This window comes from Sulfuricurvum sp., from assembly GCF_049587615.1.
Lineage (GTDB): Bacteria > Campylobacterota > Campylobacteria > Campylobacterales > Sulfurimonadaceae > Sulfuricurvum.
The window spans coordinates 1-24,271 of sequence record NZ_JBAVEF010000024.1; the positions used below are offsets into that span (position 1 = coordinate 1).

Below are 24,271 nucleotides of genomic sequence, written 5' to 3' on the forward strand. Positions count from 1 at the left end.
TTATGAGCCCGACGAGCTACCGGACTGCTCTATTCCGCGGTATTAAAAGTTGACAGTAGTGGATGGGGAGGAGGGATTCGAACCCCCGAATGACTGGACCAAAACCAGTTGCCTTACCGCTTGGCGACACCCCAATGTTCTCGTTAAGAGGCCGAAATTATAGACACTTTTATCAAATTTGTCAAGTGTTTCGCAAACATCGCCCTTAAAAAAGATCATTTTATGGATTGTGATAGATTTTTAATCCTTTTACCCTATAATTCTTTACTATATTAATAACAAAAGAGTATTGAATGTCAGCAGTGCAACGGGTATTGGATGCGATCGAAGAATTTAAAAAAGGGCGGATGGTCATCATGGTGGATGATGAGGATCGTGAAAATGAAGGGGATCTTGTTTACGCCTCTGTTTTCTCAACCCCTGAACATGTTAATTTTATGGCGACACATGCCAAAGGGCTTATTTGTGTTGCCATCAATCCTACGATTGCTAAACGATTGAATTTAGAACCGATGGTAAAATCCAATACCTCAATGCATGAAACGGCGTTTACCGTCTCTGTAGACGCTACAGCAGCAACAACGGGTATTTCGACAGCAGAGCGGGATATGACGATTAAAATTCTCGCGAATCCCTTATCTCAACCGACCGAATTGGTTGCGCCGGGTCATATCTTTCCCCTGATCGCAAAAGAAGGGGGAACGCTGGTACGCATCGGGCATACGGAAGGGTCAGTCGATTTGTGTCGTCTGTCGGGATTGGCCGAATCGGCGGTCATCTGTGAAATCATGAAAGAAGACGGAACGATGGCTCGTCGTGACGATTTGGATCTGTTTGCCGCTAAACATAATCTTAAAACCGTTTATATCTCTGATATTGTCGAATTTCGGTTGGCAAATGAAATGTTGGTAAAGGCGGTATCGGAAGAGGAAATCGAGTTTTTCGGTGTGCACGTCAAAAAATACGAGTTTGTGGATCATCAGGAGAACCGTCATACGGCATTGGTTTTCTACAAAGCGGGGGAAACGGCAAACGTGAAAGTCCATAACGTCGTCCCGGACATCGATTTGCTCTTAAACCAAAGCAAATACGGTCACTTGATCGATTCGATTCACTATCTTAAACACAACAGCGGTGTATTGCTCTTTATCAATAAACCGCATCATCAACACGTCAATATGAAAGAATATGGGATCGGTGCGCAGATCCTGAAATCCTTAGGGGTAAAACATATGCGTCTTATTGCCGAATCGAAAGTCTCTGATTTTGCCGGATTGAGCGGTTTCGGATTAGATGTTCTTGAAACACTCAATCCCACTGAATAACTGACCTTACGCACTTTTTTTCAAAAGAGCATGAAAGGTCAGTTTAGTCTTAAGGGGAGTTGGTTTACAATCAATCAAAGAATAAAAAAGGGGAAATGGGGATGGAATTCAAAACGATTGCAAAGTCACTTTTGATAGTGGGAATGTTCAGTATCGTCGCGATCCAGTTTACCGGATGCGGTGCTGCCCACACAGCGATAAAAAAACGCCATCTTGACGTACAGACAAAAATGTCTGAGACAATATTTTTGGAACCGACTACACCGGATAAAAAGATAATTTTTGTGGATATTCGGAATACGTCCGATATAGATATGAATGTTACCGAGACGATTTTATCTTCGCTTAAATTACGCGGTTACACGATCACCGCCAATCCGCAACAAGCCAATTTTATGCTTCAGGCTAATATTCTGCAAGTCGGAAAAAGTGATCTCCGTCAGGCACAAAGTGCTTTGGATGGAGGATTCGGAGGTGCTGTCTTAGGCGTCACAGCCGGTTATGCACTCAGCAGCGGCAACCGTGATGTAGCTGCCGCAGGTCTGATCGGAGCGGCAGTCGGTGTGGTAGCGGATGCTCTGGTGGATGATACTTACTACAGTATGGTTACCGACGTACAAATTCGTGAACGTCCCTTACTCGGCGAGGCGATTATTCAAAGCCAGACAGCGAATGTAAAGCAGGGGAGTGCAACCCATGTCAAACAAAACATCAACGGGGCGAAAGTCGAATGGAAAACCTATCGTACGCGTGTCGTAAGCACGGCCAATAAAGTCAACCTGAATTTTGAAGAGGCGCAGCCGGCATTGCAAGATGCATTGGGCAAATCCCTTTCCGGTCTTTTTTAAGAGACTCTTTTTCGCTCCCTGAGAGAGCGAAACATCTTCACTCCTGCTAATCCTGCAAGAATTCCGACACTGTCGGCAATGACATCTTCGATGGACGCAAACCGCGTCGGTAAAAAAGCCTGTACCAGTTCAATCAAAAGTCCATATCCGATCAGAGTAAGGGCAATGCGTCGGAAAGAATGGGAATAGGCAAGAGTGTAGAGGAAGCTCAGAAGGACAAATGCCGCTGCATGGTTCAGCAAATCACTTACCGATACGATAGGAGGCAGGGCATTATAATTCGGTAAGAGTGCTAGAATGGAGATCGAAAGAAGGGCACCCAAGAAAAGAAGACGATAAAAAAGGGTCAATTTTTCATAGCTTTAATAAAGGATTCGTAGATATTTTCAAGCTGCAAATCTTGCTCTAAAATCTCAGTATTGTCCTGCACCATATAGTGTTCCAGTACGGCGACCCGTCGGAGAAGATACTCGAACATCTCTTTGTTAATGTCGGGAAGTTTATTGTGGCTGAACGGATCTTTATCGCGTCCCTTTTGAATCACATGAGCCGGAATACCGATAGCGGTACTGTTATCGGGAACCTCTCGCACGACGACGGAGTTGGCTCCGATTTTGGAGTTTGCACCGATGGTGATATTCCCGAGAACTTTTGCTCCCGCACCGATAACCACACCGCTTTTGATCGTTGGATGGCGTTTTCCGGCCACCAGGCTGACCCCTCCGAGTGTTACCCCCTGGTAAATCAGGACATCGTCTTCAATGACGGCAGTTTGCCCGATAACGACGCCGAAGCCGTGATCAATAAAGACACGCCGTCCGATTGTCGCACCGGGATGGATATCGATATTGGTAACAATTTGGTTGATTCCCATCAAAGAGCGTGCAAGGGCACGGAAGCCGCTGCGATAGAGGCGGTTTGAGATGCGGTACCAAAAAATAGCCCAAACACCGGGATAGTTGAAGAGAAGTTCGATTCGTGAACTGATGGCGGGATCATTTTTATAAACGTTCGAAAAATCTTCGGCAATTTCAGAAAAAAGTCCCAAATTCAATCCTTATCGTGTGGTTCGCAGGTACCCGTTTTGGTAGAGGTACATTTCGAGTTTTTGTAGTGTATCACTTTTTTCTTCTTCTGTCCTAAACTCGCTTGAGGCAAGTTTATTTTTAAGGTTTGTCAGAAGTTTAGAGGCGTCATAGCCGATGTCTTCGAGGATATTTAGGACATTGTCGGACTCGGTAAAGTTTTCGATTTCATACCCTGTTTCGTTAATCAGAATGGTACACTCACTGGGGTGAGTGAAGAGATTGTGATTCATTCCCAATGTCTCTTGGTACGCACCGACGTTGAAAAAAGCGAGGAAATATTCCTCTTCATCCAAATCGATATCGTGCAGGTACAACGGTGTTTCGGGCTGAAATCGAATCTCACCGTCACTGTCGCAGGTGATGTCCCACAGACTTGCCGCACGGATTGCCGGAATATCGAGATGATCTAAGGGCATAATCGGAAATTGCTGCTGCAATCCCCAGTAATCCGGAATACTTTGGAAAATAGAGCTGTTGATCAAATAGCGCTCCTGGAGTTTTACCTGAAGCCGCTCGATCTCCGGCATCGGATTGTCCTGAGAGAGATAGAGTGATTTTTTGATAATCTGATGGACCAAAATCTCGGCGTTGGAACGGTCTTGGAGGTCGATATGTCCGAGATTGAACAAGGTGAGTAATGACTCCATATGATCCAGAGCATCATGCATGTATTCGATGCAGGTGCGCGGAGAAAGGAGGGAGTTCAGTTCACGCAGCTCCTCAATCAACGGCGGATTGTTATCTTTGAGTTTGAGCGATTTGGCTTGATAGTCATGGCTGAAAAGTTCTAAGACCGGTGCGATCAGTACTGAGTGGGAAGCAACGATAAAGCGGCCCGATTCCGTGAAAATATCGGGATGGGCTACCCCTTTGGCATTCATGATTTCACGAATCAGGAAAACAACGCTGTTGGAAAACTCCTCCAAGGTATAGTTACGCATCCGCGTCGAGGTATGTTGAGAATATTCCACCGCCAATCCCCCGCCGATATTGATAGCATGGAGATTGTCAGCGCCCATTTTTTTCAGTTCGGCGTAGATATTTCCCGCTTCGCGCAATACCCGTTTCAGGGTTGCGATCTCTTGCATTTGGCTTCCGACATGGAAATGGATCATATAAAAATGTTCCAGCATGTTGTTCTCTTGGAGCATCGACATCGCTTCAATAAGCTCAGTCGAGGTAAGGCCGAATTTGGCATTGAGTCCGCTGCTTTTTGCCCAAATACCGCTCCCCTCCGACTGTAATCGGACGCGGATACCGATTTTAGGGACTTTTAGACCGCACGATTGGGCAACGTCGATAATCCATTCGAGTTCACCCAACCCTTCAATCGTAATGGTGATATCATGACCCATCTGCGCTGCCATGAATCCCAAGGTGACCATCTCTTCGTCTTTAAACCCGTTGACGGTGATCGGAGAGCCGATAGGGGTCTTCGCCATTGCCAATGCGAGCTCCGCTTTTGAACCCGCTTCGAGTCCGTAGCTGTATCTTTCTCCGTGTTCGACAATCGCATCGACTGCTTCGGGGAACTGGTTGACTTTGAGAGGGAAAACGGCATGAAATTTTCCGGTGTAGTCGTTCTCGAATATGGCTCGGCGAAAGTTAGAATACAGTGCATCGATCTGCTTCCCGATCAGGTGGGGAAAACGGAGGATGAGCGGTCCGCGCAGGTTTGTTTTACGCACTTTTTGGGTGATTTCGAGCAAAGAGGGGGAGCTTTTATAATTAACTTTGATCTTCCCTTGGTCGATCATAAAGTTGTTTTCGCCCCAAATGTCTATTCCGTATGTTTTCACATCATCTCCCTTATACAAAAAAATCATTTAACGGGATCAAAGACTCGGTTTTTTCAACCAAATCTTTGACCCAGATACTGTTTTGCGCGAGTTCATTTTCACCGATGACGGCGCAATATCGGGCATTAATACGATCCGCCCCTTTGAGATGGGCCTTGAGACTGCGCGGTTCATACTCGACGACCGCTTTTCCGCTGCGGCGGATTTTTTCAGCCGCTAAAAGAACGGGGACAATCGCCTCGCTGTCCATTGCCCCGAGATAATACCCTTCTCGAACACTTTCCGGCATCACGATCAGTTCCATAAGCCGCTCGATTCCGAGGGCAAAACCGACCGCCGGAGTCGGCTTCCCGTCGAGAAATTCGATGAGGCGGTCGTAGCGTCCTCCTCCGGCGATCGCACTTTGGCTCCCGATGTCATCACTCACGAACTCAAACGCCGTTTTGGAATAATAATCCAACCCCCGTACGAGGTTGGTATCGATTTCATAGGCGATCGAGTGCTGATCGAGAATCGTTTTTAACGTTTCGAAATCGTTTTCGCACCCCTCACACAGGTGATTAATCAATTTTGGAGCGTCGCTATAGAGGTTTTGGCATTGGTCGTTTTTGCAATCCAATACACGTATCGGATTGGTCAACTTACGACGTTCACAGTCGCCGCATATTTTATCGCCGCAGCTTTCGATAAAGGTGATGAGCTTTTGGCGGTATGCGGGCATACAGTGCTGATCGCCCAGGGAGTTGAGTTTGAGTCGGTATCCGATTCCGAGTGCTTTGAGGATGTCGGCAATCATCATAATCATCAAACCGTCTTCATAAACCGAATCAACACCGAAGCTTTCTACACCGAACTGATGGAATTCGCGTAGGCGGCCCTTTTGGGGGCGCTCATAGCGAAACATCGGACCGTGATAGTAAAAGCGGTGGATCCCCCCTTTTTTATCGAGTTTGTGCTGGATAAACGCACGGACAACTCCGGCAGTCCCTTCGGGGCGGAGGCATACATCGTTTTCCCCTTTGTCGGTGAACTGATACATCTCTTTGCCGACGATATCGCTCGATTCGCCGACGGAGCGTTTGAACAGTGCTGTCTCTTCGAGTAGGGGAGTTTCGATGTAATGAAACCCGTACCGCTTGGCGATGGTGGATGCCGTGGCTAAAAAGTATTCGAAACGTTCATACTCTTCGGAAAGGATATCGTTCATTCCGCGCAAAGATTGGATCATAAGGCTCCTTTGATAAAGGTGGTAATTTCTTCTGTAATGGTATCGATGGATTGTGTCGCATCGATTACGACGGTTTGGATTCCCAGGGCATAGGCTGAGGCGATCAGGGCATCTTGGATCTGAAGCAGATAATCGATGCCGCGTGACTCGATGACATCGTGCTCTTTTTGGCTCAGGCGGCGGGAGAGCTCTTCGGATGTCAATTGGAGAATAAACACCGTATCAGGCAGGACACCGTTGGTGGCGAGACGATTCAACGATACTAGTGTCGATTCGTCGCAGAGGTTTTGGACACCTGCGTAGGCCATTCCCGATACAGCGGATCGGTCACTGATAATGAGTTTATTCATATTGGGCAATATAATTTCTTCGGTATGTTCGGCACGATCGGCTAAAAAGAGTAAAATCTCAGCCATTTTGCTTTTTAAATTCCCGAATAAAACCATATTTCGGATTTCAACACCTGCGGGGGTTCCACCCGGTTCTTTCGTGATGAGTGCATCGGGGAAGAGGGAACGAAGTGCTTCGATCTGGGTACTTTTTCCCGCGGTGTCTATCCCTTCTATCGCAACGTACATGATTTCATACTCCCGATAACATTTTGAACCGGTTCAGGAAGCAAATGAACCGTTTTGCCATTGAATTTGAGGAGATTGCGAACAATGGAGGAACTGATAAACGCGTGTTTGAGTTTGGGCATCAGATAGACCGTTTCGATATTGGGATCGAGGGAGTTGTTAAGATACCCCAGTTGAAGTTCAAATTCAAAATCACTCACCGCACGAAGTCCGCGAATAAGAACGGTAGCTCCGAGTGTGTTGGCGAGCTCGACCGTGAGATTGTCAAATCCGACAACCTGAACCCGTTCAAGGTCTCTAACTGCCAATTTAACCATATCAACCCGTTCTTGCAACGTGAACATCGGCTTTTTTTCATGAGAATCGGCGACGGCGATGATCACTTCGTCGAAGAGTTTGATCCCCCTCTCGATAATGTCAAAATGACCGTTGGTGATCGGATCGAAGGTTCCGGGGTAAAGGGCAATTTTATGCATAATAAGCCGTATTCATGTTATTTGTCATCCCATCGTTTGTAAAGATCATTTTTGATACCGAGAAGATCGAACCATTTGCCGATCATAAAGTTTTCCATAGACTCCAAATCCTCTTGATCCCCGTAGTAGGCAAGGACGGGAGGGGCAATGATGACCCCCATCATGGAAAGTTTGTGCATATTTTCCAATGCGATGGGGGAGAATGGGATTTCACGCGGTGCGAGCACTAAGGTGCGGCGTTCTTTGATCATAACGGCCGCGGCACGGGTGATGAGATTATCAGCAATTCCACACGCTATTTTGGCGAGGGTATTCATGCTGCACGGAGTGATGATCATCGTATCGGCACCGTACGATCCGGATGCAACGGAGGCCCAAATTTCGTTATTTTGGTGGACGGTGAGATTTTCTTCTTTCTCTAAGACGATTTGGGCATGCTCGGATAAAATGAGGTGCTTGTGTATCTCTGAGGGGAGGGCATGCAACAGCTTCAGGCCCAAATTGGCACCGCTGGCACCGCTGATCCCGACGACGATTTTCATTGCAATTCCACCCGATTTTCTCCGATCACTTTCGCTTTGGCCCGTTTGCCGTCGCTTTTTTGAATTGTAATAATATCATAGAGTAGCCCCTCTTGCGTTGCCGTAGCCACAAACTCCACTACAACGCTCTCATTTCGTACCTCGACAATCACTTTTTCATTTTTCAAAACGAGGGGAACGGTCTCGATATTTCGCAGGGTTAAGGGGTGGCCGGGTTTTAGATTTGAGCGAAATCGTGAAGGGTCATGGGGGAGGGCGGTGAGCGGTTTGTCTTTGAAGGATACAAATGGGATGGGTTTAAGCAGGGTATTAAAACCGTTGAGACGCTCACGACGGGTGATTTTTTGGGTTGTATGGAGAACACTGAGGGTTGCGCGAACGGAGTAATCAAGGTAACGTCTAAGCCCCTGGCCATCGACAATATAGAATGTTCCGGATGGATGCTGATAAAAACGATCGTCAAATACTCCCCGCACTTCTTTAGGCAAAGAGGAAAGATAGCCTCGGGGGATGATGGTAATCTCCTCGATACGGATCGAAGGGTAATATTCACGCAGCATGGTTTCCAACTGTGTTTTGAGCGGGGTAAAATCGACGGGGCTATGCTTCGTAAAATTGACATAGCGCGTTTTGGAGATATCGAGGGTTATGCCGTTTAATTCGAATGTTTTGGCAATAACCTGTGCATCAACACGGTAGTGCTCTTTATCGGAAGGAATTTTTAGAATTTCAAATTTTTGGGAGATCTCGGGAAATAAATCGGTGGAATGGACGAGCGTGTTTTTATACGAATAATTTTCAGCCAATTCATAGCCGTTTAGATTTACGAAAAAAGCAAGCGAGAACAAAAACTTATACATTGCAGAATTGTAACATAACAGAATTTGTTTTTCATCTCTCTTACGTTATTCTATGAACAATATTTTATAAATCAAGTAGATGTTGTATGACTTTTAAAAGAAACAAATTTTCATCGGAATTGGATAGTGCAGCGGCTGAACAGGTTCATACTGAACAGGTAGCTATAGCCTATCGTAACATGCGACTCTCTTCTATGGCCGTTTTATTAAATTCAACAATTCTGACCTATGTTTTTTGGAATGTGAGCAATCCGAATGTACTTCTGAGCTGGTTTCTCCTTCAGTTAAGCATCATCGGATTGAGATGGTATTTTTGTCGTGAATATCGATTAAATGCCCCTCATCGAACGGTTGATCAGTGGCAAATCATCTTTATGGCAGGAATGATTTTGTCGGCTATGGCGTGGGGTTTGGCCGCTATAGTGTTATTTCCGGTCGGCAGTCCCCTTTATTTGAGCTTTTTGGTCATCATTTTAGCCGGTATGAGTGCCGGAGCCGTTAGTTCGCTCACTTCATTGCGGTATGCCGCTCAGATTTATCTATCCATTCTTATTCTTCCTCTTGCCATCATGTTGCTCTTGCAAAGCGGGGGCATTTACTTCTATTTGGCAGTACTGATCCTTTTTTATGGCTTTGTACTCTTTGTCGTCGCTCATCGTATTCATGAAAATATTGCTACCGCATTGAAAACACGTATTTTACATGAGCAGGCACTATCTGAGCTCCAGATTACGGAAGAGCGCTTTGAGACGATTTTCAAAGATGCCCCCGCCGGTATTTTCTATTATAACACCGATTTGATCGTCGTTGAAACGAATAATGAGATGCTCCAAATTCTCAAAATCAGTCGTGAAGAAATGATCGGTTTGGATTTGAAAAATCTTGCGGATAGTTGTTTGTATGAGGCATTGAGTACTTCGATTCGTGGAGAAAAAGGGTTGTATGAAGGCCCTTACACCACCATGATTCAACAACTGAGTCTCTGGATCAATTTGCGAACCTCTCCTATTTACGATGCAAAGCGGCAGATTATCGGAGGGGTAGGAATCGTTTCGGATATCACAGAACGGGTCCTTGCGGAAGAGAAGATGAAGCATCAGGCTTTTTTTGATGCCCTGACCGATATTCCCAATCGTGTGCTGCTCAAAGACCGGATAGAACAATCTTTAGCCCATTACCGTCGTCATCGCAGTCTTATCGCCATTATGTTCTTGGATCTGGACCATTTCAAAAGTGTCAATGACTCGTTGGGACATTATGTCGGGGATGCCCTGCTTATTGAAACGGCGGTTCGTCTCAAATCGATTTGCCGGGAGGGGGATACCATTGCCCGTTTGGGTGGGGATGAGTTTGTCATTTTACTCAATGATCTCGGTAATGATCCCCATGTGGCGGCAACGCATGCGGAGATCGTAGCTGAAAAAATTCATGATCTACTTTCTCACCCTTTTCATGTGGGGCAGGCAGAGGCGATTATGACGAGTTCCAGTATCGGAATAGCCATTGTCAGCAGTGATGAACACACTGCCGATGATTTGCTCAAATTTGCCGATACCGCAATGTATCAAGCCAAAAAAGAGGGGAGAAACACGACCCGATTTTATCAAGAGCAAATGGACCAATGGATCAAAAAACGGCTGTTTATCGAAAATGCGCTGCGTCATGCGATCAAGAACGGTGAATTGGAACTTTATTATCAGCCCGTGATTGAGATTGAGACGAAAAAAATTGTGGGTGCAGAGGCATTGTTACGGTGGAATCATCCTGAAATGGGGTTGGTCATGCCCGATGAGATGATCGATGTCGCCGAAGAGAGCGGGCTGATCGTCGGAATCGGGGAATGGGTGTTACGAGAAGCGTGTACGCAGTTTGTAGCATGGAAAACACGCCACCCCAAAGGTTCTAAAATAGAACGGATTGCGATTAACGTCAGCGCACTGCAATTTCGACAGAAAGATTTTGTAGAGAAGGTGACGCAGATCGTTACCGAGTCCGGCATCGAACCTTCCATGGTTGAAATTGAACTGACGGAATCGATGATTATTGATAAAATGGATACCGTTATCGAGAAGATGATGCAGTTGCGAGAGTTTGGAATCGGTATTTCAATGGATGATTTCGGTACCGGGTATTCGTCGTTAGCCTATCTCAAGCGGCTCCCTTTTACAACGCTCAAAATTGATCGCAGTTTTGTACGGGACATTATGAGCGATGCGGATGATGCCGTGCTGGTCGAGACGATATTGACAATGGCATCGATTTTTAATCTGGACGTCATCGCCGAAGGGGTTGAGACGATTGAACAGTTTACCTTTTTAGAGCATCACAAATGCCGCTATTTTCAAGGGTATCTGTGCAGTAAACCGGTACAGGCAGCGACGTTTGAAGAGTTGCTCAGTTACGATATTCAGAGCTGCCGATCGCATTGATAAAGGCGAGGATGTCGTCGAGACTCAGATGCTCAGAGACGGAAATGATCTGATCATTGATGACGACCGAAGGGGTGCTTTTGATCCCATAAGAGAGCATTTGGTGAAGATCGGATCTCTTTTCAAACGTAATGTTGTAATCCACCATCCGCATGGCCGTTTCGATATTGTGGGCGATTTCGCGGCATGAATCGCATCCGGTGCCGAATAAAATAATCTTCATGACTCTTTTTCTCCGACAATTTCGTTGGCTCTTAGAATCGCTTTATCGATATGATCGACGATATTTTCAGCCCCGATAAGGATATCAATTCGGGAGAGGGTAATAAAACGATGGACTTCCGGGTTAACCCCTGAGAGGATGAGCTGTGTATGGTGGTGAGCGAGCCGTTCGTGTAAAACTTCCAGCGCATGCAGACCTGCCGCATCGATAAGGGGAACGTAACGCATACGCAAAATAAAGATCTTCGGCGGAGTTTCAAAGAGCATCAAAGTATCGACGAGTTTTTCGGCAACACCGAAAAAGAGGGGACCTTGAATTTCATACACTTCTACACCCTGCGGTATGATCTTGTTCGCTGTTGAATCCGGATCGTTCTCTTCACTCTCCACAGCCCGAATCTGGGTGGCTTTCATCATCTGATCAATAAACAAAATCGATGCGAGTGCAATACCTGCTTGAATCGCGAAATTGAGATCAACCAATACCGTCAGGAAAAAGGTCATAATAAGGACAATCCGGTCGGTTCTCGGCGCCTTCATGATCTCTTTCACATGTTTGATTTCCGACATATTCCACGCAACGACCATCAAAATTGCGGCCAAAGCCGCCAGCGGGACCTTGATAATGAGCGGAGAAAGGAGAAGCATAAAAAGAAAGAGCCAGACGGCGTGCATCATCCCCGCAATCGGTGTACGGGCTCCTGCTTTGATGTTCGTAGCGGTACGGGCGATGGCTCCGGTCGCGGGAAGACCGCCGAAAATACCGGATGCCACATTGGCAATCCCCTGTCCCAAAAGTTCAGCATTGGATTTATGGCGGGTTCCGGTCATCCCATCGGCGACTACGGCAGAGAGGAGCGATTCGATGGCGGCGAGGGTGGCAATGGTAATGGCATCGGGGAGGAGCAAGCGAAGTTTTTCGAAGGTGATTTCCGGCCACACGGGAGTAGGAAGCATGGACGGTATGGCACCGAAACGGCTTTCAATCGTCTCAACCGGCAAATTTAGAGCCCAAACGGCCAGGGCACTCAGTGTGACCACGATGATGGGACCGGGAATGCGGGGAATATGACGTTTAGCGAGGAGGATAACACCGATGGACGCTATAGCTAGGATAACCGCGATAAAGTTTGTTTCATGCAAATGGGCAAGATAAACGTAAAGTTTGTCAATAAAATCGGGGGGGACGGCAGTGATCGAGAGACCGAAGAAATCACGTATCTGTGAAAAGGCGATGAGCAGAGCAATCCCGGAGGTGAAACCGACGATGACGGGATAAGGGATAAATTTGATCAGTTCACCGGCTCGGACGAATGCCATAATCATTAAAATAATTCCTGCCATGATCGTAGCAAGAACCAGCCCCTCATAGCCATGCTTCATTGCGACGGTTGCCACCGTGACGATAAATGCCGCTGTCGGTCCTCCGATTTGATAGCGGCTGCCACCGTGGGCTGAAATCAGAAAACCTGCGACAATAGCCGTAAATAATCCCCGTTCTGGCGGGAGGTTGGAAGCGATTGCAATGGCCATGGCCAGAGGGAGGGCAACGATCGCGACAGCAAGTCCGGCAATAGCATCGGCCATAAAGTCGCTGCGCGAATATCCTTGGTGTTTAAATAGGGTGACAATTTTCGGTTCAAGCGAATCGTGTATTGAGCGGAACATAGGGACACTTTTATCAGATATTTATAGAGTGCGTTAGTGTAGCACTTTTAAATCCCGATAGGATAAGTTTTAGAGGAAAATTCGTCTGCTTTCAAGTTTTTACTATGGTTGTTTTCTCAAGATCGGGTCTAAACGGCGGCGCATGCCAAAAAGGGCAACCGCTAAAACCGATGCCGCCATTCCCGCCATCCCAAAAGGGGTAGTACTTCCGAACCGATCCCAGAGCCAGCCGGCCATGACGAGCGAACCGAGTGTCGAAATACCGACCGCGGTGTAATAGACCCCGTATGCCGTCGCTTTCAGTTCGGCCGGTGCGGTATCGGAGATAATCGCCTTGGCCAGTGCATTGAACCCTCCGGCAAAAAAGCCGTATATCCCAAAACCGATCCAAGCCCCCCATACCGAACCCGAAGCCATAGCCACGGCACCCAGAGCGAAAGCGAGATAGACGAAAGCGAGAAGCATGGGCTTGCCGAAGCGGTCGGCAAGGCGGCCGATCGGTATCGCAAAAAAAGCCTGTGTCAAATTGTAAAAGGCGTAGGCGAGAGGGATCATCGCCAGAGCCACTCCGTTGTCACCCGCTTTGAGAATCATAAACGAGTAGTTCATCGCAAAGAGGCTAAAGAGGGATTGGAAAAGGACGAGGATGTAAAATGGTTTCGGAAGCGCTTCGGGACGGAACCGCTTTGCCGGTGTGGGGGTAAATGGGGCGTCCGTGATGAGAAATATCAGAATCGCCATGGAGATGAGTCCCGGGATCAGACTCAGGGCGAAGATAAGGCGAAACGTCTCCTCGCTCTCGTCCAGTGCCCACAAAAGGGCAAACGTTGCCAAGGAGCCCGCCAACGCTCCCGCACCGTCCATCATCTTGTGAAAACCGAATACAAATCCGCTCGAGGCGTTGGGAGTAGAGGCACTGATGAGGGCATCTCGGGGAGCTACCCGTACCCCTTTGGCCAGACGGTCTCCGATACGGATCGTTGCGATCATCGTGGCGCTTTGGGCAAAAAAGGCGAGGGGCTTGATCAGATTGGAGAGGCCGTATCCGAAAACAACGATCCCTTTGCGCCGTCCGATACGATCCGAATAAAATCCCGAGAGGGCTATGAGCAGTGCGACGGAGAGTTCCGCAAACCCTTCGATTAGACCGATCTGCGTTTTGGTCGCATGCAAAAAGCGCTCGAGAAAAATAGGGAGGAGGGGAAGAATCATCTCCGTCGAAAAATCGGTGAAAAAACTGTTGGCTCCGAGGGCGACAATGTTTTTGTTAAGCGGCGAACCTTTCATCGTATCCCTTGGCACATGTCGTCACATTTTACCATGTTTCGGATGAGAGGTTTTTAAGGCGATCTCGTCTTGTGCCTGATGTTATAGCGTATCCAATACTTTTGTCTCTTTGACGAGGGTATTGATCTGGCGCTGAAGATACTCGGGAAGGGAGGGGATATGGAGATCTAAAAACCCCTCGATGATGAGTGATTTGGCCTTCTCTTCTTCGATTCCCGATGCCATCAGGTAGGCGAGTTCCTCTTTGGAGATCATCCCGACACTTGCTTCGTGGGAAAGTTCCAGATGGGGATTTTTTCCCACCAGCTCGGGGATGGCATGAATCATCCCCTTTTCGCTGAGCAAAAGGCCGTTGCAGGCCATCGTCCCCATTCCGCCCGATTTTTCCCCGATAATTTTCCCCCGGGTGAGGACATTACCGCCGTTTGACACGACGCGGCTGATCATTTGAGTTGAAGCCCCTTCGCCGTTTAACAACGCCGTCGAACCGACATCGAACGTCGAACCTTCCGGTGCGTAAATGACCGAGTAAAATTCTCCGAGACCTCCCTCTTCGATGATGGACAGAGGGTCCATTTGGACACTCTTGACACTCCCCAGAGTGACATAACTCGAGACAAATTTGCCGTTTTTGCCGATGTATGCGGCGGTACGGGGAAAAACGTCGACTTCTTTGCCCCAGCTGTGGACCATCGTAGAGGTGACGACGGCATTTTCACGGATAAAAAATTCGGTTACGCCGATATGGCGGCCCGATTCGACATGGACATTGCTGGTACAGCCGCTGATGAGGTGAAATTCGGATCCCTCTTCGGCAATGACGATATTATGCGTGCATTGGGTAAAGCGGCTGCTGTCAATCAGATAGCAGGTGTAGATCGGCAGGATCACTTTTTCTCCTGCTTTAACACGGATAAAATAGCCCAGATGGGCTTGATTTTCGGCGACCTCTTTGACATAGGGGTCTTTATCGGAGGGGACCAGCGTATAGCTGAGTTCCCGAAGCCATTCGTATTTTTCCAATGCGATGGAGAGGGGGAGGATTTCGATGGCAGTGTGCGTGGAAGAAGAATCGACTATCTGGGTGTCTCGGGCAAAAAATCCGGCAGATTTTTCTTCTCCGAGGGTGTAGGCGACGTTTTTTAATGCCTGCAGGGTACTCTCATCGTAGGTGTTCATTGGTTATCCTTTTTGTTTTCGAGACATGCTACACACCCTGCAAAACCGTATTTTTTGATATCATCCATGAGATCAAGAGGATTCCCGCTGCAGACAATTTTGCCGTCCATAAAGACATGTCCGACGTCGGCGTGGATTGTGTTCAGAATGTTTCCGGTATGGGTAATGATGAGTGCGGAGCGTTCACGTGAGGCCACCGGTGATTCTTTTTGGAGCATACCGTTGATTGCCTGAGAGATGACGGCGATGTTTTCGATATCGACACCCGATTCCGGTTCATCGATGAGGAGAAGGTCAGGGTTTTGAGCGTATAGTTTTAAAATCTCGGCTCTTTTGAGCTCCCCTCCTGAAAATCCGACATTGAGTTCCCTCTCAAGAAACGGTTCCATATGCAAGGAGGCAATGGGAAGGCTCAAATTCTTGTCGTGGCTGATGGTTTCCAGAAAACGGTTTAGCGTGACCCCTTTGATCCTCGGCGGATACTGAAACGACATGCCGACACCGAGATTAGCGATGGCATCGGTGGTCAGCCCAGCGGTATCGGTGCCGCGGACCCAAACACTTCCCGACCTCAGCGTGTACCCCGGTAATTGCATAATGGCACACAATAGGGTCGATTTTCCCGAGCCGTTCGGACCGAAGAGGACGTGAACTTCCCCTTTTTTGATGATCAGATCAACCCCTTTGATAATCTCTTTATCGCCAACGGTGACATGCAGGCCCCTGATATCCAGTACGTTTGTATCCATGACACTACTCCTCTCAAGCATAGCCTGTTCGCATTATACACCCAAAAATGAAACGTAAAAAAGAGGGGGATCAGGCTGATGATTGATTCTAAAAATAACGGATTAACGTAGAGAGGAGATTACAATTGTTCGTATTTCGGATTCTTTTTCATCTCTTGTAAAAGGTTTGTTGTACAATAGTATTTTTCATGTAAACAGTTTTAAAAAGTGAGGAAATGTCACTATGCATCAATCTACAACCATTACCGTCGACGGAAACGAAGCCGTTGCCCTTGTCGCCCATAAAATCAACGAAGTGATCGCTATCTACCCCATCACCCCCTCCTCAGCAATGGGGGAGTTTAGTGATCTATACAGTGCCAAGGGGCAAAAAAACATCTTCGGCACGGTCCCTGAAGTGTTTGAGATGCAAAGTGAAGGGGGAGCCAGCGGTACGGTACACGGCTCGCTTCAAAGCGGTGCATTGACGACAACCTTTACCGCATCACAAGGTTTATTGCTGATGATCCCGAATATGTACAAAATAGCCGGGGAACTCAATGCAACGGTATTCCACGTCGCTTCCCGCTCACTTGCCGCTCAGGGCCTCTCGATTTTCGGAGATCATCAGGACGTCATGGGAATTCGGCAGACAGGTTTTGCACTGCTTGCATCCAATTCTGTACAGGAAGCACACGATTTTGCCTTAATCTCCCAAGCGGCGACGCTGCGTTCACGCATACCGTTCGTACATTTTTTTGACGGTTTTAGAACGTCGCACGAGGTGAATCGAATTGAGAAGCTTAGCGATGATATTCTCATTGCAATGATGGATGCCGATCTGATCACCGCCCATCGGAATCGGGGATTAACCCCTGATCACCCTGTTTTACGGGGTACGTCGCAAAACCCCGATGTCTACTTTCAAGGACGTGAGAGCGTAAACCGTTACTATCAGCTTCTCCCTTCCATATTGCAAGGGGAAATGGACCATTTTGGACGCCTAAGCGGAAGAAATTACCGCCTTTTTGAGTATGTCGGTGCGGAAAATGCGGAGCGTGTGATTGTTTTGATGGGTTCAGGTGCCGAAGCGGTGGAAGAGAGTGTCCGGTATCTGAATGCACAGGGGAAAAGGGTAGGGGTTCTCAAAGTGCGTCTGGCATTGCCGTTTGCTAAAGAGTCTTTTGTTGCGGCACTTCCGGCATCGGTCAAAGCGATCGCGGTATTGGACCGCACCAAAGAGCCCGGCAGTTTGGGCGAACCGCTGTATCACGACGTGCTGACAACACTTTTCGAATATCGAAATGAACTTCCTTTTGAGATGCCCGGTGTCATCGGGGGCCGGTATGGCCTCTCTTCTAAAGAGTTCACTCCGGCGATGATCGCCGCGGTTTTTGAAGAACTCGGCAAAACCGCTCCGAAAAACCACTTTACGATCGGGATTGATGATGATGTGACGTTTACGTCACTGACCTACGACCATGATTTCGTTTTGGAAAACCCTAATCAGTTTCAAGCCGTCTTTTACGGGCTCGGCTCCGACGGTACGGTCGGAGCCAACAAAAATACGATCAAAATCATCGGGACCGAAACGGAGTATTATGCCCAAGGGTATTTTGTTTACGATTCGAAAAAATCAGGTTCGATGACGATATCGCATCTTCGATTCGGACGTGAACCGATAAAATCGAGCTACCTGATTCAAAAAGCCGATTTTGTCGCGGTGCATCAGGCTGTTTTTCTCGAAAAACTTGATTTACTAGAAATCGCCAAGCCCGGAGCGATCTTTTTACTCAACACCCCCTATCCGAAAGAAGAAGTATGGGATAGGCTCCCCAGAACGACGCAGGTGCAAATGATTGAGAAGAAAATAGAATTTTATGCCATCGATGCGTATCGCGTAGCTCAGGCTTCAAACATGGGACGTCGGATCAATACGGTGATGCAGACGTGCTTTTTCGCGATTAGCGGTATTCTGGACAAAGAGGAAGCCATAGAAAAAATCAAAGCCTCCATCCAGAAAACTTACGGTTCCAAGGGGGATGTGATTGTTCAGATGAACTATGCCGCCGTAGATGCGACGCTTGAACATCTTTATAAAATCGACGTGCCGGCAGCTGTAAACAGTGAGCGTGAGCTCGTGGCTAGCCTGAAAGGGGAGATGAATCCATTCGTGTCCGAGGTGATCGGAAAAATCGCCGCGTTCAAAGGGGATCAAATCCGGGTCTCACAAATGCCGGATGATGGTACCTGGCCGACGGGGACGACCCAATATGAGAAACGCAACATCGCCCATGAGGTTCCGCTTTGGGACCCGGACACCTGCATTCAGTGCAATAAATGTGTTGCAGCCTGCCCCCATTCGGTGATCCGTTCTACCATTTTTGATCTCTCCTATCTGCAAGGAGCCCCCGAAGGGTTCAGCTCCAAACCGGCAAAAGGGAAAAGTTTCGGTGATAACGACCACTTTGCCATTTCCGTTGCCGTTGAAGATTGTACGGGATGCGCCCTGTGCGTCGAGGTATGTCCTGCTAAAAACAAATCCCAAACCTCACTCAAAGCGATCAATATGATGCCGCAGCTTCCGCTTCGCGAGAGCGGGATGGCCCAGTGGGACTTTTTTCTCTCGCTTCCTAAAATGGACCGTAAGAGCCTGGAGCACGATAATCTCAAAGAGTCGCAATTTTTGGAACCGCTGTTTGAATTCAGCGGTGCGTGCCCCGGATGCGGAGAGACCCCTTATATCAAACTCGCTTCGCAGCTTTTTGGAGACCGGATGGTGATTGCCAATGCGACTGGGTGCAGCTCGATTTACGGCGGGAATCTCCCGACGACACCATGGCGTAAAAACGCAGAGGGGAGAGGACCTGCATGGTCGAATTCCCTGTTTGAGGACAATGCTGAATTCGGACTTGGATTTCGTCTTGCGATCGATGCGCATGAGATGCATGCCAAAGAGCTCCTTTCTACGTTGAAACACTCTCTCGATCCGCAATTGGTCGAAGAGATTATGACGGCAGATCAGCACGAAGAGGCGCAGATAGATGCACAGCGAGAAAGGGTTGAAAAACTCAAAGAAGCTTTGGGTAAATTGCCAAACAGCGAAGCAAAAACGTTGATTGAGGTGAGTGACTATCTGGTTAAAAAATCAGTATGGATTATCGGGGGGGACGGATGGGCCTACGATATCGGTTACGGCGGACTTGATCATGTACTCGCCAGCGGCAAAAATGTCAACATCCTCGTCCTCGACACGCAGGTTTATTCCAACACCGGAGGGCAGCAATCCAAGGCGACGTTTACCGGCGCGGTGGCGAAATTTGCTGCCGGAGGCAAAGCGGGGCTCCCTAAAGATCTCGCCGCGATGGCCATCAATTATGAAAATGTCTATGTTGCCAAAGTCTCGATGGGCGCCAACGATAACGCAACCCTCAAAGCATTTATGGAAGCTGAACGGTATGACGGCCCATCCATCATTATCGCTTATGCCCATTGTGTTGCACACGGCTATGATCTGCGTTATGGGTTTGATCAGCAAAAACGGGCTGTTGACAGTGGCTTGTGGCCGATATTTAGATTTAATCCTGATAAAATCAAAGCGGGGGAAAATCCGATGACCCTTGATTACAAGGGGCCTAAAATCGATGTGAAAGATTTTATGTACCGTGAAACGAGGTTCAAAATGGTCGAAAAAATGAATGCTGTTTCGGCGGAGAACTTTCTCAAGACAGCGGCGCATACGGCGGAGTCACTTTATGAACGCTATCAAAATCTGCATGCATACTATCAACCACATACGGAGGTTTAATAATGGATATTTCTACCGATTTTTTAGGTTTCAAACTCCAAAATCCCCTGATTGCCAGTGCTTCGCCGCTAACGGCTTCTTTGGACAGCATTAAAAAATTGGAGGATAACGGCATTTCTGCGGTCATCATGCACTCCCTTTTTGAAGAGGAAATTAACCACGAGATAGATCAAATAGACCATTTTTTGCATCTTCACAGCGATTCTAACGCCGAAGCAATCACCTATCTCCCGAGTGAAGTTGATTTTGGGAACCTGCAGGCTGATCATTACCTCGAAGAGATCCGCCGCGTGAAAGCGGCTGTCCAAATCCCGGTGATTGCCAGCCTCAACGGCGTTTCGGCCGGAGGATGGGTCAACTATGCGACCAAACTGCAAGAAGCCGGTGCCGATGCGCTGGAACTCAATATAACCTATATCCCTACCTCAATAGATATGAGAGGGGACGAGGTGGAGCGGATGTACATCGATACCGTTTCAATGGTGGCACAGCATATTTCCATACCGCTGAACATCAAAATGAATCCCTATTTCTCAAATCCTGCCAATATGGCGAAGCGATTCGTTGATGCGGGAGCAAAGGGATTGAGTATTTTTGACAATCCGACTCGGGTCGATATCGATCTGGAATTGCTAAGTCCCTTGCGCAAAGCCAATATTACGACCTCTGCAAACGTGAGTGAAACACTTCGGTGGTGCGCGATTCTCTACCGAAAACTCTCATGCTCGATTTGTGCCAATACCGGCATTCACAGCGGTACAGATGTCCTTAAGTGTGTGATGAGCGGAGCGGATGCGGCGGCATTGGCATCGGTATTGCTCATAAAGGGTGAAAGTGAAATCAAAAAGATATTAGTTAATATTAGAGAGTGGATGGAGAAGCATGAATACGAATCAATTCTCCAGATGAAAGGGAGCATCTCGCTTTCCCACACGGATAATCCCTCGGCGTATGAACGAAACTCTTACATGTACGCATTGCAGCATTATCATCGTTAACCTGATGTCGAAGGGGAGAAAGAGGCGAATCGTTTGAGATAGGAATCAATACTTTCTCCTTGCAAAGAAAGAGTAAGTCATAAGGATAATAAAATCGGTTTTATCGCTTTGCCTAAATCTTGTGTTTCGCTAAAAACCGTTTAAGACCCTCAGTGGTAAATCCGCCGATATGACGGTCGATCTCTTTACCGTTTTTATCGTACACGATCTGCGTCGGGATCATTTGGACTTTCATGGCTCTGGCGGCATCACGCTCTTCGCCGACGTTGACGAAATAGATTTTGCGTTTGGGGTTGATCTTCATCTCGGAATAGAGCAGTTCTCCCATCTCTTTGCACGCACTGCACATCGTCGAACCGGCTTCGACCATGACGACTTGACCTTTACCGATCTCTTGTTTGACAAGTGCATAAGGGCGCGGTTGTAATTCGGCGGAATAGAGTGATGCACACAGTGCAACCAAAGAAATAAATTTAAACATGCTGATCCTTTAGAGTTGTTGATACGCTAAGGTGAAAAAATAGAATCCGATGGCGATGAGGACAAAAGAAAAAAGTTTTGTCATCCATCCGGTGATAAATGCTATTTTTGAGCTGGAAGCAACCCTTTGGGCAAATCCGATCGATACCCCCGCCGCCAACAATAATAATGAATGTCCCAGCGCGAAGGTGAGGACAAGGGAAGCGGCATACCAATCAGGAGCATTGGCAGCAACGGTGATAATGGCTACCAAAGGAGCAGAGGCACACGGCGTGGAGACGAGCCCGAAGAGCATCCCGATCAGATATGCCCCCACATAGCGCAGCGTGATAAGCCGACTCATCCAGCGCGATTTATCGATCACTTCGGGTAAGTATCCCAATGAATACAGAGCGATTGCGATAGCGGCAATCCCCCCTGCGATATACGCTTCCAGCGGTGCAATCGAGAAAAAGTATCCCATTTTTGCCACCATATAAGCGAGGATGGAGAAACTCACCGCCACACCCAGCGCAAACAGCGAAGCGAAGATATAGGTAAAGTGTACCCGTTCACGGGGAGAGAGGTGCGAACTCATCCCCAGTGCGCTCCCCACCAACAAGGGAACGGAGACGATGGAACAGGGGGCGAGAGAGGTGAGTGCTCCGATACTAAACGCTCCGGTAAAGACCCATGCCCCATGCAATTCGAGCAACCCTAAAAGGAAGCTTTCCATCAGTGTGCTTTAATCAGCTCAACGATCTCATTAACACTGAGTAGTTTTCCGGTACTGACTACTTTCCCGTCGATGACAAGCCCAGGGGTACTCATGACATTGTATTCCATAATCTTCATAATGTCTTCCACTTTTTCGATCTGGGCAAATTGGCCACTCTGTGCCACCGCTTGTTTCGTTGCCTCTTCGAGGGCTTTGCATTTGGAACACCCTGTTCCTAAAATTTCAATTTTCATATTATCTCCAATGATATATTTCTGCCTCGGTAGAGGCAAGCTTCAGTGCCATAGCGGCCAGCGTAGCTGAGGGGGTTTTACTCCGTCAGCGTTCTCATAATAGTGCGTTAAACAGATACCCGACACCGATTATACCCAGTGTCACCGTACCGAAAAAGATGGCGATGAGTTTGAGGCTCATCACCCGCTTGAGAATCATCGCTTCGGGGAGGGAGAGTGCGGTGATCGCCATCATAAACGACAATGCCGTCCCCATCAGCATCCCTTTGGAAGTTAGCACTTCGATGAGCGGCATGACACCCGCCGCATTGGAGTACATCGGTATCCCCAGCAATGTCGCGACTGGGACGGCAAAAGGATTGTCCGCCCCCGCGACAGTGGTGATAAACTCAGTCGGCACGTAGCCGTGGATAAAGGCACCTGCACCGACACCGATCAAAACATAGAGCCAGATTTTACGGAGGATATCGAAGGTGTAATCCCATGCGTCACTCAGACGTGTTTTAAACGCTATCACCTGATTTTCGGCACGAATCTCCCCCTCAATCGGTTTGACTTCAATGAGGATCTCTTTTTCCAGTCCGAGCCGTCCGATGATGATTCCGCCGATAATAGCGACGAGAAGACCGAATCCGACATACAGCGCCGCCACTTTCCATCCGAACATGGACAGCAGCATCGCAATCGCAATCTCATTGTTCAGCGGTGCAGAGATGAGATAGCTAAACGTCACCCCAAGCGGTATCCGTGCCTGTAAAAAACCTAAAAAGAGGGGAATTGCCGAACACGAGCAAAACGGAGTGATAATTCCAAACAGTGCGGCGAGGACATTTCCCGTATATTCATGTCGACGACTGAGATATTCCCGTACTTTTTCGGTGGAGAAGTACGAACGCAGAAGCGTAACCGCGTAAATAATCGTGGTAAGGAGAAAGAGAATTTTTACTGTATCATAGATAAAAAAGTTGAGGGCATCCGAGAGTTTATCCCCTTCAGGCATTTTCAGCCACTCATAGACGAGGACGTTGACGCTCTCCTGCCACATGATCAGTCACACAATTCGGATTTGATGATCGGCAAAAGTGTTTCTTCGATAAGTGCCAATGTCTTAGCGTACTCTTCGACTTCTTTACCGCTCGGGTCTTCGAATGCCACATGGATCGTTTTCACCGCTTTTGGAAACATCGGGCAGGTCTCGTGAGCATGATCGCAGACGGTAACGACGAGGTCAAACGGGGTATCGATCACCGTGTCGATCACTTTAGAATGGTATTCTTCTCTCCAGTACCCTTTCTCTTCGAGAAGTGCTTGAGCATTCGGGTTTACTTTTCCGCTGGCTTTGACACCGGAGCTTTGCGCATACACGCAATCTCCCATTTTGGCATTAATAAGGGCTTCACCCATGATCGAGCGGCAGCTGTTGCCGGTACAGAGGATTAACACATTTTTCATATTTTACATTCTCCAGTTTGCGATGGTTTGATGAGTGGGGGAAGTTCAATTCCCAACATAGTGATTTCCATGAGGGCTTCACTTCGAAAACGATCCTGTGGGGAACGGATGGAATAATAGGCCCAGGTGCCCTGACGATCAACCCGTAAAAATCCGGCATCTTTGAGGATTTTCAGATGACGTGACAAACGCGACTGGATCATCCCGAAACTTTCCTGCAAATCACAGACGCACAGCGGTCCGTATTGATTCAAAAATGCCAAAAGCCTGATACGCGTTTCGTCATTCAGCGCGGATACGGTTTGTAAAAATATTTCCATAGATG

24 protein-coding genes and 1 tRNA gene are annotated in these 24,271 nt (G+C 47.8%); 5 read left to right on the forward strand and 20 right to left on the reverse strand.

All coding sequences use genetic code 11. The features are described from left to right. Window positions 1-59 precede the first annotated feature (59 nt). Window positions 60-134: transfer RNA gene (locus tag WB308_RS04320), tRNA-Gln, on the reverse strand. A gap of 159 nt (window positions 135-293) precedes the next feature. On the opposite strand from WB308_RS04320, the gene WB308_RS04325 reads away from it, so the two are divergent. Then, window positions 294-1,325, forward strand: a complete 1,032-nt coding sequence (locus WB308_RS04325; RefSeq protein WP_424189359.1) for a bifunctional 3,4-dihydroxy-2-butanone 4-phosphate synthase/GTP cyclohydrolase II — start codon at window positions 294-296, stop codon at window positions 1,323-1,325. A 101-nt stretch (window positions 1,326-1,426) separates the two neighbouring features. Further along, the gene (locus tag WB308_RS04330; RefSeq protein WP_424189361.1) at window positions 1,427-2,173 is read left to right on the forward strand and encodes a complement resistance protein TraT; all 747 of its coding nucleotides are present in this window, start codon (window positions 1,427-1,429) and stop codon (window positions 2,171-2,173) included. Here WB308_RS04330 and WB308_RS04335 read toward each other — a convergent pair. From WB308_RS04335 to flgA, 8 genes are read right to left on the reverse strand one after another with little or no spacing between them, the layout of a single operon-like run. Beyond that, on the reverse strand, window positions 2,170-2,523 hold the full coding sequence (locus WB308_RS04335) for a VanZ family protein (RefSeq protein ID WP_424189363.1): 354 nt from the start codon (window positions 2,521-2,523) through the stop codon (window positions 2,170-2,172). The genes WB308_RS04330 and WB308_RS04335 overlap by 4 nt on opposite strands. Further along, complete coding sequence (gene cysE, locus WB308_RS04340) at window positions 2,520-3,221, reverse strand: serine O-acetyltransferase (RefSeq protein ID WP_424189364.1); 702 nt, start codon at window positions 3,219-3,221, stop codon at window positions 2,520-2,522. Before cysE ends, WB308_RS04335 begins: the two co-directional genes overlap by 4 nt. Before the next feature lie 9 nt (window positions 3,222-3,230). Then, the gene (gene speA, locus WB308_RS04345) at window positions 3,231-5,060 is read right to left on the reverse strand and encodes a biosynthetic arginine decarboxylase (RefSeq protein ID WP_424189366.1); all 1,830 of its coding nucleotides are present in this window, start codon (window positions 5,058-5,060) and stop codon (window positions 3,231-3,233) included. Between the two features lie 10 nt (window positions 5,061-5,070). Continuing rightward, window positions 5,071-6,288: a histidine--tRNA ligase gene (hisS, locus tag WB308_RS04350; protein ID WP_424189368.1), complete on the reverse strand. Its 1,218-nt coding sequence runs from the start codon at window positions 6,286-6,288 to the stop codon at window positions 5,071-5,073. Next, window positions 6,285-6,866, reverse strand: coding sequence for a dTMP kinase (tmk, locus tag WB308_RS04355; RefSeq protein WP_424189370.1), 582 nt, complete (start codon window positions 6,864-6,866; stop codon window positions 6,285-6,287). The genes hisS and tmk overlap by 4 nt, the downstream gene beginning before the upstream one ends. Continuing rightward, the gene (gene coaD, locus WB308_RS04360; protein ID WP_424189372.1) at window positions 6,851-7,342 is read right to left on the reverse strand and encodes a pantetheine-phosphate adenylyltransferase; all 492 of its coding nucleotides are present in this window, start codon (window positions 7,340-7,342) and stop codon (window positions 6,851-6,853) included. Before coaD ends, tmk begins: the two co-directional genes overlap by 16 nt. Window positions 7,343-7,359: 17 nt before the next feature. Further along, entirely contained in the window at window positions 7,360-7,884 is a 525-nt protein-coding gene (locus tag WB308_RS04365; RefSeq protein WP_424189374.1) for a UbiX family flavin prenyltransferase, read from the reverse strand. After that, on the reverse strand, window positions 7,881-8,744 hold the full coding sequence (gene flgA / locus WB308_RS04370) for a flagellar basal body P-ring formation chaperone FlgA (protein WP_424189376.1): 864 nt from the start codon (window positions 8,742-8,744) through the stop codon (window positions 7,881-7,883). Before flgA ends, WB308_RS04365 begins: the two co-directional genes overlap by 4 nt. Before the next feature lie 86 nt (window positions 8,745-8,830). Between flgA and WB308_RS04375 the strand changes: the two genes are divergently transcribed. Next, the gene (locus WB308_RS04375; protein ID WP_424189378.1) at window positions 8,831-11,173 is read left to right on the forward strand and encodes a putative bifunctional diguanylate cyclase/phosphodiesterase; all 2,343 of its coding nucleotides are present in this window, start codon (window positions 8,831-8,833) and stop codon (window positions 11,171-11,173) included. Here the strand turns inward: WB308_RS04375 and WB308_RS04380 are convergent. The 5 genes from WB308_RS04380 to WB308_RS04400 form a co-directional block, all read right to left on the reverse strand. Beyond that, window positions 11,139-11,396, reverse strand: coding sequence for a thioredoxin family protein (locus WB308_RS04380; protein ID WP_424189380.1), 258 nt, complete (start codon window positions 11,394-11,396; stop codon window positions 11,139-11,141). The genes WB308_RS04375 and WB308_RS04380 overlap by 35 nt on opposite strands. Then, on the reverse strand, window positions 11,393-13,063 hold the full coding sequence (locus WB308_RS04385; protein WP_424189382.1) for a SulP family inorganic anion transporter: 1,671 nt from the start codon (window positions 13,061-13,063) through the stop codon (window positions 11,393-11,395). The genes WB308_RS04380 and WB308_RS04385 overlap by 4 nt, the downstream gene beginning before the upstream one ends. A 102-nt stretch (window positions 13,064-13,165) precedes the next feature. After that, on the reverse strand, window positions 13,166-14,350 hold the full coding sequence (locus WB308_RS04390; RefSeq protein WP_424189385.1) for an MFS transporter: 1,185 nt from the start codon (window positions 14,348-14,350) through the stop codon (window positions 13,166-13,168). An 81-nt stretch (window positions 14,351-14,431) separates the two neighbouring features. Then, window positions 14,432-15,529, reverse strand: a complete 1,098-nt coding sequence (locus WB308_RS04395) for a SufD family Fe-S cluster assembly protein (RefSeq protein WP_424189387.1) — start codon at window positions 15,527-15,529, stop codon at window positions 14,432-14,434. Further along, entirely contained in the window at window positions 15,526-16,278 is a 753-nt protein-coding gene (locus WB308_RS04400; RefSeq protein ID WP_424189389.1) for an ABC transporter ATP-binding protein, read from the reverse strand. The genes WB308_RS04395 and WB308_RS04400 overlap by 4 nt, the downstream gene beginning before the upstream one ends. Window positions 16,279-16,501: 223 nt before the next feature. On the opposite strand from WB308_RS04400, the gene nifJ reads away from it, so the two are divergent. Beyond that, window positions 16,502-20,065, forward strand: coding sequence for a pyruvate:ferredoxin (flavodoxin) oxidoreductase (gene nifJ, locus WB308_RS04405; protein WP_424189391.1), 3,564 nt, complete (start codon window positions 16,502-16,504; stop codon window positions 20,063-20,065). A 2-nt stretch (window positions 20,066-20,067) separates the two neighbouring features. Beyond that, complete coding sequence (locus WB308_RS04410) at window positions 20,068-21,063, forward strand: dihydroorotate dehydrogenase-like protein (protein WP_424189393.1); 996 nt, start codon at window positions 20,068-20,070, stop codon at window positions 21,061-21,063. A gap of 112 nt (window positions 21,064-21,175) precedes the next feature. Here WB308_RS04410 and WB308_RS04415 read toward each other — a convergent pair whose 3' ends face one another. The 6 genes from WB308_RS04415 to WB308_RS04440 all read right to left on the reverse strand — a co-directional run bounded on the left by WB308_RS04415 (window position 21,176) and on the right by WB308_RS04440 (window position 24,266). Then, the gene (locus WB308_RS04415) at window positions 21,176-21,544 is read right to left on the reverse strand and encodes a thioredoxin family protein (protein WP_424189395.1); all 369 of its coding nucleotides are present in this window, start codon (window positions 21,542-21,544) and stop codon (window positions 21,176-21,178) included. Window positions 21,545-21,553: 9 nt separating this feature from the next. Continuing rightward, window positions 21,554-22,258: a cytochrome c biogenesis CcdA family protein gene (locus WB308_RS04420; RefSeq protein WP_424189397.1), complete on the reverse strand. Its 705-nt coding sequence runs from the start codon at window positions 22,256-22,258 to the stop codon at window positions 21,554-21,556. Beyond that, on the reverse strand, window positions 22,258-22,494 hold the full coding sequence (locus WB308_RS04425) for a thioredoxin family protein (protein ID WP_424189399.1): 237 nt from the start codon (window positions 22,492-22,494) through the stop codon (window positions 22,258-22,260). Before WB308_RS04425 ends, WB308_RS04420 begins: the two co-directional genes overlap by 1 nt. Window positions 22,495-22,588: 94 nt before the next feature. Then, window positions 22,589-23,539 carry a permease gene (locus tag WB308_RS04430; RefSeq protein ID WP_424189401.1) on the reverse strand — a complete coding sequence of 317 codons (951 nt, stop codon included), beginning with the start codon at window positions 23,537-23,539 and terminating at the stop codon, window positions 22,589-22,591. 2 nt (window positions 23,540-23,541) lie between these two features. Next, window positions 23,542-23,946, reverse strand: a complete 405-nt coding sequence (locus WB308_RS04435; protein ID WP_424189403.1) for an arsenate reductase ArsC — start codon at window positions 23,944-23,946, stop codon at window positions 23,542-23,544. Then, window positions 23,943-24,266, reverse strand: coding sequence for an ArsR/SmtB family transcription factor (locus tag WB308_RS04440; RefSeq protein ID WP_424189405.1), 324 nt, complete (start codon window positions 24,264-24,266; stop codon window positions 23,943-23,945). Before WB308_RS04440 ends, WB308_RS04435 begins: the two co-directional genes overlap by 4 nt. Between the last annotated feature and the right edge of the window lie 5 nt (window positions 24,267-24,271).